The 14,599-nt window shown below is 30.2% G+C and carries 14 protein-coding genes and 1 other annotated feature; of the genes, 12 read left to right on the top strand and 2 right to left on the bottom strand.

Annotated elements, in window-relative coordinates; genetic code table 11:
- The first annotated feature begins 60 nt into the window (after window positions 1-60).
- The 7 genes from hemA (at window position 61) to HMPREF2930_RS02785 (ending at window position 7,337) form a co-directional block, all read left to right on the top strand.
- Window positions 61-1,398: a glutamyl-tRNA reductase gene (gene hemA, locus HMPREF2930_RS02755; protein ID WP_002488006.1), complete on the top strand. Its 1,338-nt coding sequence runs from the start codon at window positions 61-63 to the stop codon at window positions 1,396-1,398.
- 21 nt (window positions 1,399-1,419) lie between these two features.
- On the top strand, window positions 1,420-2,232 hold the full coding sequence (gene ccsA, locus HMPREF2930_RS02760; RefSeq protein WP_002448932.1) for a cytochrome c biogenesis protein CcsA: 813 nt from the start codon (window positions 1,420-1,422) through the stop codon (window positions 2,230-2,232).
- Window positions 2,233-2,260: 28 nt separating this feature from the next.
- Window positions 2,261-3,193 carry a hydroxymethylbilane synthase gene (hemC, locus tag HMPREF2930_RS02765; RefSeq protein WP_017176145.1) on the top strand — a complete coding sequence of 311 codons (933 nt, stop codon included), beginning with the start codon at window positions 2,261-2,263 and terminating at the stop codon, window positions 3,191-3,193.
- Window positions 3,194-3,224: 31 nt separating this feature from the next.
- Window positions 3,225-3,896 carry a uroporphyrinogen-III synthase gene (locus tag HMPREF2930_RS02770; RefSeq protein WP_017176146.1) on the top strand — a complete coding sequence of 224 codons (672 nt, stop codon included), beginning with the start codon at window positions 3,225-3,227 and terminating at the stop codon, window positions 3,894-3,896.
- Entirely contained in the window at window positions 3,896-4,870 is a 975-nt protein-coding gene (gene hemB, locus HMPREF2930_RS02775; RefSeq protein WP_002448944.1) for a porphobilinogen synthase, read from the top strand. Before HMPREF2930_RS02770 ends, hemB begins: the two co-directional genes overlap by 1 nt.
- Before the next feature lie 21 nt (window positions 4,871-4,891).
- Entirely contained in the window at window positions 4,892-6,175 is a 1,284-nt protein-coding gene (gene hemL / locus HMPREF2930_RS02780) for a glutamate-1-semialdehyde 2,1-aminomutase (RefSeq protein ID WP_017176147.1), read from the top strand.
- A 103-nt stretch (window positions 6,176-6,278) separates the two neighbouring features.
- Window positions 6,279-7,337, top strand: a complete 1,059-nt coding sequence (locus HMPREF2930_RS02785; RefSeq protein WP_070597236.1) for an AbrB family transcriptional regulator — start codon at window positions 6,279-6,281, stop codon at window positions 7,335-7,337.
- A gap of 61 nt (window positions 7,338-7,398) precedes the next feature.
- Here HMPREF2930_RS02785 and HMPREF2930_RS02790 read toward each other — a convergent pair whose 3' ends face one another.
- A complete protein-coding gene (locus HMPREF2930_RS02790) occupies window positions 7,399-7,956 on the bottom strand; it encodes a DNA-3-methyladenine glycosylase I (protein ID WP_002448956.1) in 558 nt (185 codons plus the stop codon).
- Between the two features lie 58 nt (window positions 7,957-8,014).
- Window positions 8,015-8,241 (top strand) — a binding site (T-box leader).
- 39 nt (window positions 8,242-8,280) lie between these two features.
- On the opposite strand from HMPREF2930_RS02790, the gene HMPREF2930_RS02795 reads away from it, so the two are divergent.
- The 5 genes from HMPREF2930_RS02795 to HMPREF2930_RS02810 all read left to right on the top strand — a co-directional run bounded on the left by HMPREF2930_RS02795 (window position 8,281) and on the right by HMPREF2930_RS02810 (window position 14,190).
- Window positions 8,281-10,911 (top strand): valine--tRNA ligase, encoded by a 2,631-nt coding sequence (locus tag HMPREF2930_RS02795; protein WP_002449015.1) that lies wholly within the window; start codon window positions 8,281-8,283, stop codon window positions 10,909-10,911.
- Between the two features lie 11 nt (window positions 10,912-10,922).
- Entirely contained in the window at window positions 10,923-12,191 is a 1,269-nt protein-coding gene (locus tag HMPREF2930_RS02800; protein ID WP_017176149.1) for a bifunctional folylpolyglutamate synthase/dihydrofolate synthase, read from the top strand.
- Between the two features lie 249 nt (window positions 12,192-12,440).
- Complete coding sequence (locus tag HMPREF2930_RS11200) at window positions 12,441-13,130, top strand: prepilin peptidase (RefSeq protein WP_080580607.1); 690 nt, start codon at window positions 12,441-12,443, stop codon at window positions 13,128-13,130.
- Between the two features lie 23 nt (window positions 13,131-13,153).
- Window positions 13,154-13,831: a RadC family protein gene (radC, locus tag HMPREF2930_RS02805; protein WP_017176150.1), complete on the top strand. Its 678-nt coding sequence runs from the start codon at window positions 13,154-13,156 to the stop codon at window positions 13,829-13,831.
- Window positions 13,832-13,908: 77 nt separating this feature from the next.
- Entirely contained in the window at window positions 13,909-14,190 is a 282-nt protein-coding gene (locus tag HMPREF2930_RS02810; protein ID WP_017176151.1) for a hypothetical protein, read from the top strand.
- 90 nt (window positions 14,191-14,280) lie between these two features.
- On the opposite strand, the gene HMPREF2930_RS02815 is transcribed toward HMPREF2930_RS02810, so the two are convergent.
- On the bottom strand, window positions 14,281-14,460 hold the full coding sequence (locus HMPREF2930_RS02815) for a hypothetical protein (RefSeq protein ID WP_002455241.1): 180 nt from the start codon (window positions 14,458-14,460) through the stop codon (window positions 14,281-14,283).
- Window positions 14,461-14,599: the final 139 nt, after the last annotated feature.

Genomic DNA, 14,599 nt, shown 5'->3' on the forward strand with positions numbered 1-14,599 from the left:
TAAATTCATTCTAAAATGTGTTATACTAACGATATTGTTAGTATATGGAGGGCGTTATAAATGCATTTTATTGCTATTAGCATAAATCATCGTACTGCTGATGTAGCTTTAAGAGAGCAAGTTGCTTTTAGAGATGATGCCTTACGATTAGCCAATGAAGATTTATTCGAAACTAAAGCAATTTTAGAAAATGTAATATTATCGACATGTAATCGTACAGAAGTATATGCTGTAGTGGATCAAATTCATACAGGACGATATTATATTCAACGATTTTTAGCTCGTTCATTTGGATTTGAAGTAGATGATATTAAAGCAATGTCTGAAGTTAAAGTGGGGGACGAAGCAGTAGAACATCTATTGCGTGTAACTTCAGGTTTAGATTCAATTGTGTTAGGAGAAACACAAATTTTAGGCCAAATGCGTGATGCATTTTTCTTAGCGCAAGATTTAAAAACAACTGGAACTATCTTTAATCATCTATTTAAACAAGCAATTACTTTTGCTAAAAAAGCACATAATGAAACAGATATCGCAGATAATGCTGTAAGTGTTTCATATGCTGCTGTGGAATTATCAAAAAAAGTATTAGGTAAATTAAAAAATAAACATGCTGTTATTATTGGTGCAGGTGAAATGAGTGAATTGTCGTTATTAAATTTACTCGGCTCAGGCATTAATCATATTACAATTGTAAATCGAACAGAAAGTAAAGCTAGAATTTTAGCTGAAAAACATCAAGTTAGTTATGATAAGCTAGAATCTTTACCTAGTTTATTAACTTCAACTGATATTGTTATTAGTTCTACTAGTTCACCAGATTATATTATTACTAAAAGTATGATTAATCAGGCACTATCATATAGAAAATCTAAATTATTATTATTAGACATTGCAGTACCACGAGATATTGAACCATGTCATAATTTAAGTGATGACGTATTTAATTATGATGTAGATGATTTAAAAGGTTTAGTTGATGCTAATTTAAAAGAACGACAAATGGCGGCTGAAGCTATTTCTAATGAAATTCCTGCTGAAATTAAAGCACATAATGATTGGGTAAATATGTTGGGTGTAGTTCCTGTAATAAGAGCTTTACGTGAAAAAGCAATGACTATTCAAGCTGAAACAATGGATAGTATCGATAGAAAATTACCGAATCTATCTGAACGAGAACGAACAGTCATTTCTAAACATACTAAAAGTATTATTAATCAAATGTTGAAAGATCCAATTAAACAGGCTAAGGAATTGAGTAACGATAAAAAAAGTAATGAAAAATTAGAGCTATTTCAAAATATATTTGATATTGAAGCCGAAGATCCTTATAAAGCAGTGAAAGAACGAAAAAAAGAAAAGGAACTTTCAGTACGACATATCTTTAGTTTTGAATAAGCATATTAAAATGGTGATAATATGCAAGAAACGCTATTTATTAGATTTCATGAAATTATATTAATTGTATATTTAATTAGCATTCTTTGTTATTTTATAGACTTTGTTCGGAAGAGTCATAAGATTAGAGTACTTGGAATTTATGCCTTAGGGATTGTTTGGTTTTTACAAACAATCTCTTTGTCTATGTATATTACTTCGCATAGTGATGTATTGTTTAATTCCATATTTGATGTTTTTTTCTTCTTGTCATGGATGATTATTTCTATTTCTCTAGTTTTAAATATTATTAAAGTTCTAAGTTTTTCTGTGTTTTTTTTGAATGTAATTGGATTTATCTTATTAACGATGAATACATTTAGACCTGAACACTATACAAACAGTATACAAAAAGTACAAGTTATAAATGAATTATTACTTGTACATGTAGGGCTTGCAGTATTGAGTTATGCTTTTTTTGCACTTGCATTTGTAAATGCATTGCTATATATCATTCAATATAAAAACCTTAAAGAAAAAAACTTTAATCAGAAATATTTTAGAATTGGCAGTGTAGCAACTCTTGAAAAAATTATATTTTTTTCAACTTTGGGCGGTTTAGTAATATTAATATTGAGTGTAATTTTAATTGCTCAATGGGGAATCTATGCGGTTGGTATAGCAATATTTAAAGATCCGAAGGTTATGTTGTCTGTCATTATTACGCTTCTTTATACAGTATATATCGTTATGTATTTAAAAAAGAAAATCATCTCAATTAATTTAATTTATTTTAATATTATGATATTTTGCCTATGTATGGTGAATTTATTCTTCACTACTCATTTTAATTAAAAGAAAACTTATGTAGGAGGCCTTGTTTATGCGTAAATTAGTTGTGGGTTCACGTAGAAGTAAACTTGCTTTAACACAAAGTAAACAATTCATTGATAAATTAAAAGCCATTGATCCATCTTTAGAAATCGAAATTAAAGAGATTGTCACAAAGGGAGATCGAATTGTGAATCAACAACTATCTAAAGTTGGAGGAAAAGGCCTATTTGTTAAAGAGATTCAAAATGAACTATTTAACAACGATATCGATATGGCAATACACTCATTAAAAGATGTTCCTAGTATTATTCCAGAAGGTTTAACATTAGGTTGTATTCCTGATAGAGAAATACCATTTGATGCCTATATTGCCAAAAATCACGTACCATTAGAAGAACTTCCTAAGAATAGTATAGTTGGTACAAGTTCATTAAGAAGAGGTGCACAAATATTATCTAAATATCCTCATCTAAAAATTAAATGGATTCGTGGTAATATTGATACACGTTTAAATAAATTAGAAACAGAAGATTATGATGCGATTATTTTAGCAGCAGCAGGACTCAAACGTATGGGTTGGTCTGATGACGTAGTAACAACTTATTTAGATAAAGACACATTACTACCTGCAATCGGTCAAGGTGCTCTTGGCATTGAGTGCCGTAGTAACGATATTGAACTTCTCGAGTTACTTCAAAAAGTTCACAATAATGAAGTTGCAAATTGTGTAACGGCCGAACGAACATTTTTAGCTGCAATGGATGGAAGTTGTCAAGTTCCAATTGGTGGATATGCGAATTATAACAATAACAATGAAATTGAGTTTACAGGCTTAATCATGACACCAGATGGTAAGGAACGTTATGAACATACTGAAGTAGGAACTGACCCTGTAAAATTAGGGAACAGAGTAAGTGAGATACTTAAAGAACAAGGTGCGTATGAAATTATAAGAAAATTAAACGAAGAAGCATCACATTAATACTAAATCTTAGTAGAGGTGTTACAGTTAGATGAAACCAGTGATAGTTATGACGCAAACGAGTAAAGTACAGAGTGATATGGTAGAAGTCATTCATAAGCCATTTATTAAAATTCAATCACTTGAATTTGATACTCAACTCTTGCATGATAATTATGACTGGCTTATTTTTTCTTCAAAAAATGCCGTACATTTATTTTATAAATATTTAGAGTACGTGAATGTAAAACATATTGCAGTAGTAGGAGCTAAAACTGCGCAGTTATGTAAACAATTAGGTATAAATATAGATTTTATACCTAACGATTATTCTCAAGAAGGTTTATTAGAAGGATTAAATCTAGAAAAATCTTCTATTTTAATTCCGAGCAGTGCACAGGCAAGACCAAAATTGCAACAAACTCTCGCTGAACATAATAATGTTGTGAAAATTGACTTGTATACACCTATAGCGGATAGAGAGAATATTATTGCAGTTATCAATCTAATTCAACATAATCAAGTTGAAGCATTAACATTTTCAAGTTCATCTGCAGTGCGTTATTATTTTAGTGAGGCATTTCCTAAGCATTTTAAAAATTACTATGCTATAGGTCAACAAACTGCAAATAGCATTAGAGCCTATGGTTATGAACCTTATATTGCAGATAAACAAACTTCTGAAGCATTAATAAACACATTTTTAGAAAGTAGGAATAAATAATGAAATTCGATAGACATAGAAGATTACGTTCTTCAGCTACAATGAGAAGTTTAGTAAGAGAAAATCATGTTAGAAAAGAAGATTTAATTTATCCAATTTTTGTAGTAGAAAAAGATAATGTTAGAAGCGAAATTAAATCGTTACCTGGTGTATATCAAATAAGTTTAAATCTATTAGATGATGAAATTAATGAAGCATATGATTTAGGTATTAGAGCGATTATGTTCTTTGGCGTACCTAATGAAAAAGATGATGTGGGTTCTGGTGCATACGATCATAATGGCATTGTTCAAGAGGCAACACGTAGAGCAAAAAAACTTCATAAAGATTTATTAATCGTTGCTGATACTTGTTTATGTGAATATACGGATCATGGTCATTGCGGTATCATTGATGATCATACGCATGATGTTGATAATGACAAATCTTTACCATTATTAGTTAAAACAGCAATTTCTCAAGTCGAAGCTGGCGCTGACATTATTGCTCCAAGTAATATGATGGATGGTTTTGTTACCGAAATTCGACAAGGTTTAGATGAAGCTGGTTATTATAATATTCCAATTATGAGCTATGGCATTAAATATGCTTCTAGTTTCTTTGGACCATTTAGAGATGCTGCAGATTCAGCTCCTTCATTTGGAGATAGAAAAACGTATCAAATGGATCCAGCTAATCGTTTAGAAGCACTAAGAGAATTAGAAAGTGACTTAAAAGAAGGCGCAGACATGATGATTGTCAAACCAGCTTTAAGTTATTTAGATATTGTTAGAGATGTAAAAAATAACACTAATATTCCTGTTATTGCTTATAATGTTAGTGGTGAATATGCTATGACTAAAGCAGCATCTCAAAATGGTTGGATAGATGAAGAACGTGTGGTTATGGAACAAATGGTATCAATGAAACGTGCGGGCGCAGATATGATTATTACTTATTTCGCGAAAGATATTTGTCGTTACTTAGATAAATAATGGTTAAGGAGGAACAAGTTAATGACTTATGAAAAATCACAAGAAGCAATGCGCATTGCTGAAACACTTATGCCTGGTGGTGTCAATAGCCCTGTAAGAGCATTTAAATCAGTAGATACACCAGCAATTTTTATGGATCATGGTGAAGGTTCGAAAATTTATGATATAGATGGCAATGAATACATTGATTATGTATTAAGTTGGGGACCATTAATTTTAGGTCATAAAAATAAACAAGTCATTAGTAAATTACATGATGCTGTAGATAAAGGCACTAGTTTTGGTGCTTCAACACTAGAAGAAAATAAATTAGCTGAACTTGTTATTGAAAGAGTGCCTTCAATTGAAAAAGTAAGAATGGTTTCTTCAGGTACTGAAGCTACTTTAGCGGCATTAAGACTGGCTAGAGGTTACACTGGTAGAAATAAAATTGTTAAGTTTGAAGGATGCTATCACGGACATAGCGATTCATTGCTTATCAAAGCAGGTTCAGGTGTAGCAACTTTAGGTCTTCCAGATTCACCAGGAGTACCTGAAGGCACAGCTAAAAACACAATTACAGTACCTTATAATGATTTAGATGCGATTAAAGTAGCATTTGAAAATTATGGAGATGATATTGCTGGTGTGATAGTAGAACCAGTTGCAGGAAATATGGGTGTTGTACCCCCTAAAAAAGGTTTCTTAGAAGGATTAAGGGAAGTCACTAAAGAATATGGTTCTTTACTTATCTTTGATGAAGTCATGACAGGTTTCCGTGTAGGGTATAACTGTGCTCAAGGTTATTTTGGTGTGACACCAGATATCACATGCCTAGGAAAAGTGATTGGCGGTGGCTTACCTGTAGGTGCTTTTGGAGGCAAAAAAGAAATTATGGATAAAATTGCTCCAGTAGGTAATATTTATCAAGCGGGAACTCTATCTGGTAATCCTTTAGCAATGACAAGTGGTTATGAAACACTAAGTCAATTAACGCCTGAATCATATGAGTATTTCCAAGAATTAGGCGATATATTAGAAAAAGGACTTAAAGAGGTATTTGCTAAACACAATGTTCCTATTACAGTAAATAGAGCTGGTTCTATGATTGGTTATTTCTTAAATAAAGGACCTGTAACCAACTTTGAAGAAGCGAATCAAAGTGATTTAGAGTTATTTAGTAATATGTATAGAGAAATGGCTAAAGAAGGCATATTTTTACCACCTTCTCAATTTGAAGGAACATTCTTATCTACCGCACATACCAAAGAAGATATTGAAAAAACGATTCATGCTTTTGATAATGCATTAAGTAGAATTGTTTAATATTTAAAAGTTAATATAATAAAAGTGGAACAAAGATGAGATAATATCATCGTTCCACTTTTTTTAATTTAAATGCTTTTAATCTAGAAAGAAGTGATGATTTTTGAGGCGAATTTGGCTAAATAATATTATATTATTAATAATAGCGATGATCATGAGTTTAATATTAAAATTATCTCATATGCTTTTACCCTTTATGTTTGGGCCCATTATAGCCTCAATTATTGTGGTTAAAGTACTAAAATTAAATATTAAATGGCCTTTTTGGATTAGTCAGATTGGCTTAATATTACTTGGAGTACAAATAGGATCTACGTTTACGTCACAAGTCATTAATGATATCAAAAATGAGTGGTTAACCATTGTGACGGTGACTGTTTTACTCATCACGTTATCATTATTGATTGCTTATTTTTTCAAAAAAATTGCAAGAGTTAATACTGAAACTGCTATCTTGAGTGTAATACCTGGCGCTTTAAGTCAAATGTTAATTATGGCTGAAGAAGATAAAAAAGCGAATATCTTAGTAGTAAGTTTAACCCAAACTTCTAGAGTTATTTTTGTAGTCGTACTTGTACCACTTATTTCTTTTTTATTTAGCAATTCATCATCAAGTGAAGAGATGATTCATAAAGCTACACCATTAACAAGAGCTTTAAATGTGCCCCAAATTGCTTTAATTATGATTGCTATAGCTTTTGTTTATTTCTTAATGTCAAAAATAAATTTTCCAACAAAACAATTACTCGCTCCAATTGTCGTTTTAATTGTTTGGAATTTATCAACTCATCTGACTTTTACTTTAGATAATTATATTCTTGCTTTTGCACAAGTGATTTATATGATTAGAATTGGTTTACAAATTGCACATTTATTAGGTGATTTAAAAGGTCGCATTGCTATAGCAATTATGTATCAAAATATAAGTTTAATTTTAGGATCATTTTTGATGGTCTTTATTGTTCATTTGTTTACTCATAATTCATTAAACGAATTATTTTTAGGTGGAGCTCCTGGAGGTATGAGTCAAATTGTACTAGTTGCCATAGCTACTGGTGCAGATGTTGCTAAGATATCAAGTTTTCATATCTTTAGGATATTTTTTATATTATTTTTAGTAGCACCAATAATTAATTACTTTTTAAAACGAAAAAAAAAGTGATAATCAATCATAAGGAGTAGAACTACGAATTCAAAATAATCTGTTCTACTCCTTTTAATATTTAATGATTAGGTTTTGAAGGACATCCTTCTAAGTGAGCATCATATAGACCAGCCGCTTCCATAAACGAGAATACAGTCACAGGTCCTAAAAATTTAAAACCATAAGCTTTTAAATCTTTTGAAAGTTGTTTTGCTCTTTCATCAACTGTAATACGTTCTGAGGGAGTTTTATAGTGCAAGTCAATAGGATGTCCATCAACATATGACCATAAAAACTTACTGAAGCTACCATATTCTTTTTCAATTTGTAAATAACCCTTAGCTTGAGATACTATGGCTTCTAATTTCTTTCTATTATGTACGATATTTGGAAAGGTCATTAAAGCATTAATATCTTTCTCTGTCATTTTAGAAATTTTTATAGGATCAAATTGATGAAATGCTTTTTCATAAGCCTCTTTCTTTTTTAATATAGTTAACCAAGATAAACCAGCATGTTGAGATTCAAGTGCAAGTAATTTGAAAAGTGAAAGACTATTAAAATCTGGTTGTCCCCATACTTTATTATGATAATCTAAATAAATAGGGTCTGTAGTTCCAAAGGCACATGCGTTCATAAATATTCCTCCAAAAGATTGACTTATCATTGTTTTCTATTATACTATTAATTAGTAATTAAATATATTTTTTGGGAAGAGTACGTTTGATACTTATCAAAGAGAGCATATGGACGGTGTAAATATGTATAATGATCAAACTGAAGGTAGCCCACAAGTTCTTTTATTGAATACACATATAATAGTAGATAGAAGCGTGTATGAGCGTTAATCATAAATAAGTGCAAGAAGATATGGAGGTATCGTCTTGAATTTAGGTGGTACCACGGAGCATCCGTCCTATATATTAGGAAGGATGCTTTTTTATTTTAGGAGGTTATTTCAATGAAAATGGAATCAAAGTATAATCCTCGTGAAGTTGAAGCGGGACGTTATGAAGAATGGGTAAAAAATGAATACTTTAAACCTCTAGAAGATGAATCTAGAGAAGCATATACAATTGTTATTCCGCCGCCGAATGTGACTGGTAAATTACATTTAGGACATGCTTGGGATACAACATTACAAGATATTATTACTCGAATGAAACGTATGCAAGGATACGATACGCTTTATTTACCTGGTATGGATCATGCGGGTATTGCAACACAAGCTAAAGTAGATGCTAAATTAAAAGAACAAGGTATTTCTCGTCATGATATAGGACGTGAAAAATTTTTAGAACATGCTTGGTCTTGGAAAGAAGAATATGCATCTTTTATTCGTAAACAATGGGCTAAATTAGGCTTAGGTCTTGATTATAGTAGAGAACGTTTTACTCTTGATGACGGCTTAAGTAAAGCGGTTAGAAAAGTATTTGTTGATTTATATAATAAAGGAATTATTTATCGTGGAGAGCGAATTATAAATTGGGATCCAGTCGCACGTACAGCATTGTCAGATATAGAAGTGATTCATGAAGATGTGCAAGGTCATTTTTATCATTTTAAATATCCTTATGCTGATGGTAATGGATATATTGAAATTGCCACAACTCGTCCTGAAACAATGCTAGGGGATACTGCTATAGTCGTTAATCCAAATGATGAACGTTATAAAGATGTTATAGGAAAAAAAGTGATTTTACCAATTATAGGTAGAGAATTACCAATTTTAGCAGATGAGTATGTTGATATTGAATTTGGTAGTGGAGCTATGAAAGTTACACCTGCACATGATCCTAATGACTTTGAAATTGGTCAGAGACATCATTTAGAAAACATTATCGTAATGGATGAAAATGGAAAAATGAATGACAATGCATCTCAGTATGCTGGTTTAGACCGTTTCGAATGTCGTAAAAAATTAGTAGAAGATTTAAAAGCTCAAGATTTAGTGATTAAAATTGAAGAACATATGCATTCTGTAGGTCATTCAGAACGTTCTGGTGCAGTAGTAGAACCTTATTTATCTACACAATGGTTTGTAAAAATGAAACCACTTGCGCAACAAGCACTAGATAATCAAAAAACAGATAATCGAATTGATTTTTATCCACCACGTTTTGAAAATACATTTAATCGTTGGATGGAAGAAATTAGAGATTGGACTATTTCTAGACAATTATGGTGGGGTCACCAAATTCCAGCTTGGTATCATAATGAAACAGGTGAAGTATATGTTGGAGAAGAAGCACCTGCTGATATCGAAAATTGGACTCAAGATGAAGATGTGTTAGATACATGGTTCTCAAGTGCGTTATGGCCATTCTCAACTTTAGGTTGGCCTAATGAAGAAGCAAAAGATTATCAACGTTACTATCCAACGAATGTTCTTGTAACCGGTTATGATATTATCTTCTTCTGGGTAGCAAGAATGATTTTCCAAGGATTAGAATTTACTGGTAAACGACCATTTAATGATGTACTTCTTCATGGTTTAGTAAGAGCTGAAGATGGTCGTAAAATGAGTAAATCACTTGGTAATGGTGTAGATCCAATGGATGTCATCGAAAAATACGGAGCAGATAGTTTACGCTACTTCTTAGCAACTGGTTCTTCTCCAGGTAATGACTTACGTTATTCTACCGAAAAAGTTGAATCTGTATGGAACTTTATTAATAAAATTTGGAATGGTGCTCGCTTTAGCTTGATGAATATTGGAGAAGACTTTAAAGTGGAAGACATTGATTTATCTGGTAATTTATCTTTAGCGGATAAATGGATTTTAACACGACTAAATGAAACAATAGAGACCGTTACTAATCTGAGTGAAAAATATGAATTTGGTGAAGTTGGACGTGCTTTATATAACTTTATTTGGGATGAATTCTGTGATTGGTATATTGAAATGAGTAAAATACCAATGAATGGTGAAGATGAAGCTCAAAAACAAACAACACGTTCTGTTCTAAGTTATACACTTGATCAAATAATGAGAATGCTACATCCATTTATGCCATTTGTAACTGAAAAAATTTGGCAAAGTTTACCGCATGAAGGAGAAACAATTGTAAAAGCAGCATGGCCGACAGTTAAAGAAGAGTTTGTGTTTGATGAAAGTAAACAGACAATGGAACAATTAGTTGAAATTATTAAATCTGTGAGACAATCACGCGTAGAAGTAAACACACCACTTTCTAAATCAATCCCTATTCTCATTCAAGCTAAAAATGAAGAAATTAAAACAATCTTAGAAAAAAATGCGGATTATATTCATAGATTTTGTAATCCAAGTGAATTAACCATCGATACAAATGTAGATATTCCTGAAAAAGCGATGACAGCGGTAGTAGTTGCTGGTAAAGTCATTTTACCGTTAGAAGGACTTATTGATATGGATAAAGAAATTGAACGTTTAGAGAAAGAGTTAGACAAACTTCAAAAAGAATTAGACCGTGTTGATAAAAAATTATCAAATGAGAATTTTGTTAATAAAGCACCTGAAAAAATTATAAATGAAGAGCGCGAAAAACAACAAAAATATCAAGAAAAATATAATGGTGTTAAAAACAGAATTGAACAATTAAAAGCATAGGAGAATTGTCAATGAATTACCTAGATAGCTTATATTGGATACATGAGCGCACTAAGTTTGGTATTAAACCTGGTGTTAAAAGAATGGAATGGATGCTTAACCACTTAAATAATCCTCAATTAAATATTCGCGGTATTCATGTGGGTGGAACAAATGGTAAAGGTTCTACAGTAGCTTATTTAAGAGCTGCATTAGTTGAGAATGGATATGAAGTTGGAACATTTACTTCTCCTTTTATTGAAACGTTTAATGAACGAATTAGTTTAAATGGTTATCCGATCTCAAATGACGAAATAGTTGAATTAGTAAAACGAGTTAAACCAGTAAGTGAAGCGTTAGAACAAGAAACCGAACTCGGTTCTGCAACAGAATTTGAAATTATAACAACAATGATGTTTTTATATTTTGGAGAGATACATCCTGTAGATTTTGTTATTGTAGAAGCGGGACTAGGAATTAAAAATGATTCAACTAATGTGTTTACTCCTATTCTTTCAATTTTGACAAGTATAGGATTAGATCATACTGATATTTTAGGAAGTACGTATTTAGATATCGCAAAAGATAAAGGTGCTATCATAAAACCTAATGTACCCGTCATCTATGCAGTCAAAAATGAGGAAGCTTTAAAATACATTAGAGATTTAGCGGAAAATCAGAATGCAAAGCCAATTGAACTAGATAGAGAAATCATTATTGTATCTGAAGATGATGAATTTACTTATAGATATAAAGATTATGAGTTAGAAACAATCATCTTAGATATGATAGGTGATCATCAAAAAGAAAATGCTTCATTAGCTATTACAGCTTTAATAGAGTTGAACGAAGAAAATATTATTGAATTAGATTTTAATAAAATGATTGATGCTATTGAAAGTGTTTGTTGGACAGGACGTATTGAGCAAGTTAAAGAAAAACCTCTTATTATTATTGACGGAGCACATAATAATGAAAGTGTTGAAGCATTAGTTTCAACAATCAAAAATTATTATGATCTTGAGAAAATGGATGTTTTATTTTCAGCCATTAAAGGTAAACCTGTAAACGAAATGTTAAGTAAATTACAAAATTTAGCTGGTACATTTTATTTTACTGAATTTGATTTTCATAAAGCCTTATCTAAACAAGAATTACTTGAGAGTATAGATGCTGATAACATCGAATATATTGATGATTATGTAGATTTTATAAATCATTATGATGGTGAGGGCTTATTGATTACAGGCAGTTTATATTTTATAAGTGAAGTAAAATCGAAAGTTGAATTTAATTCATAATATATAGTATGTTAAATATCTAAATATAGCTATGAAGAAAGTTACAAATTAAACTTCTTCATAGCTTTTTTATTAGTTATATAATTGATAGATTAAGAGTGGACTGATTATTTTTAATAAAGGTTTTATTCATTTTATTGAATTTAAAATGCTTTAAAGAAGATATATTTATTTATTGAAATGAATTTAATCTAATCCTCGTTATTCCATTTACTTAGACCATATTTTAGTTATAATGAATGATATGAGGTGATCAGTATAATAGTATTATTAGCATTTACGTGTAGTGTAATATTTAGTTTTTTATATCAATTTTCAAGTATAGAGAAAGTGAATCTTCAATATTTCAAGCGACGATCACAATGTGATTATTGTCATACATCATTAAAGTGGTTTGATACTATACCATTATTAAGTTTCATATTCTTAAAAGGACACTCGAGATGCTGTTCAAATCCTTTAAAACGCTCCTATATTATAGGTGAAATATTATCGTTTCTTATTGTCCCATATTTAATATTTATCGATATACATATAAATTATTCTCTCTTTATATTAACTTGTTTAATGTTGATAACGATGTCTCTAACCGATATTCAAACATTAACAATCAACAGTAACTTAATCCTCGTTTTTTTCTTTGTCGGTATCTATATTTCTTCATTACATTTGATTTCATTTATATTTATTTTCTTTCTATTACATACATTTTTTCTGTTAAATTCTAAAAGTATAGGGTACGGTGATATTTTATTACTTAGTATACTTTCTATATTTTATACTTATGAATTTATACTTCATCTAATATTATTAACTTGTGCAATTGGTCTTATGTTTTATATCATCTTGTTTCGTTTTAAGATACGTAAAATCCCACTTATTCCTTTTATTTCAATCTCATATATTTTATTAATTAATTTTTCCAACAATATTATGTAACTAATAAAGAAAAGGTGATGTTTTTGAAAATTAAAGATATGGCCAAAAGTGAGCTTCCTAAAGAGAGACTCATTCAATATGGTGAAAAAAGTTTGTCTAACAGTGAATTATTAGCAATTTTAATTAACACTGGACGACAAGGGGTTTCAAGTATTGATATTGCAAATGAAATGATTAATAAAGTAAATAATTTAAAAGAATTAAAATTACTTTCAATACATGATTTGTTAAAAATAAAAGGTATAGGATTGCATAAAGCAGTGACACTAAAAGCTGCTTTCGAATTGGGAGAAAGAATAAATAAACGTAATTCAATTGAAAAAGTAAAGATTAAATCTCCTAAAGATGTCGCAGATATGATGATGTCTAAAATGAAAGATTTAACTCAAGAGCATTTAGTTGCTTTATTTTTAAATACTAAAAATATAGTGATAAAAGAAGAAACTATATTTATAGGAACATTAAACTCTTCAGTGATACACCCAAGAGAAGTCTTTAATGCTGCCATTAGAGCTTCATGTAATGCAGTAATTGTGATTCATAATCATCCATCTGGAGATGTGACGCCTTCAAAAGAAGATATTGCTACTACCATTAGACTTAAAGAATGTGGACAAATTCTTGGCATTGAATTACTTGACCACATTATTATCGGTGATCAAAAATTTACTAGTTTAGTAGAGGAGGGGTATTTCGTATAAAAGATTAAAAATTATTTATAGTCTCATTGTTAAAATTTTAGTATAATAAGCCTTAATTATATATTTAGAGGTGTATGATGACTTTAATTTTAATCATAGGGGTATTAATACCTATTATTTACATAATGAGATTGAATATTAAACAAAAAACAATTCGTTTAAAAGAAACGCTTAATACCGTGTTATTATCGATTGTTGGTATTACCATTTTTTCTTTTATTGGAGTATTCGTCAACCATACGCATACTCAATTATATATTTTACTCATTAGTGATATAGTAACTGGAACGATATTTGGGTTACTATTAGCAACAATATATAAAATTTATGAATACTTGTCTCAAAGCAATCGTAAATAAAGCTAGTTAACTTTTCATACAATACAATCATAAACGAATTAATAAAGGGTAGATTGTATTAATTACATTGAAAAGTAACTAGCTTTTTCATTATCTTATATAAGCTGAAAGCACATTAAAATTTTCTAAAATCCAAAGAACACCTTGATAGGCTAAATACAGTCCGAGAATAATAAAAGCAGCAGAGATTAAAAATCTTAAAAGTGCAAATCCTACTTTAAAAAGTATAACTGCAAGCAAGATAAGTAAAATAATTGTAAGAATGTTCATTTCTCACACTCCTCTAAATTTATTTTACGAGTGATATTAATTATTATAATATATTTTAAGAAAATGTTAATCAGTCTTAAGAATTTACTTAATTTACTTCTTTAGACCGATGGATAAAATCTATTTTATATTTATAATA

The sequence above is a fragment of the Staphylococcus sp. HMSC068C09 genome (assembly GCF_001813735.1).
In the GTDB taxonomy this organism is placed as follows: domain Bacteria; phylum Bacillota; class Bacilli; order Staphylococcales; family Staphylococcaceae; genus Staphylococcus; species Staphylococcus hominis.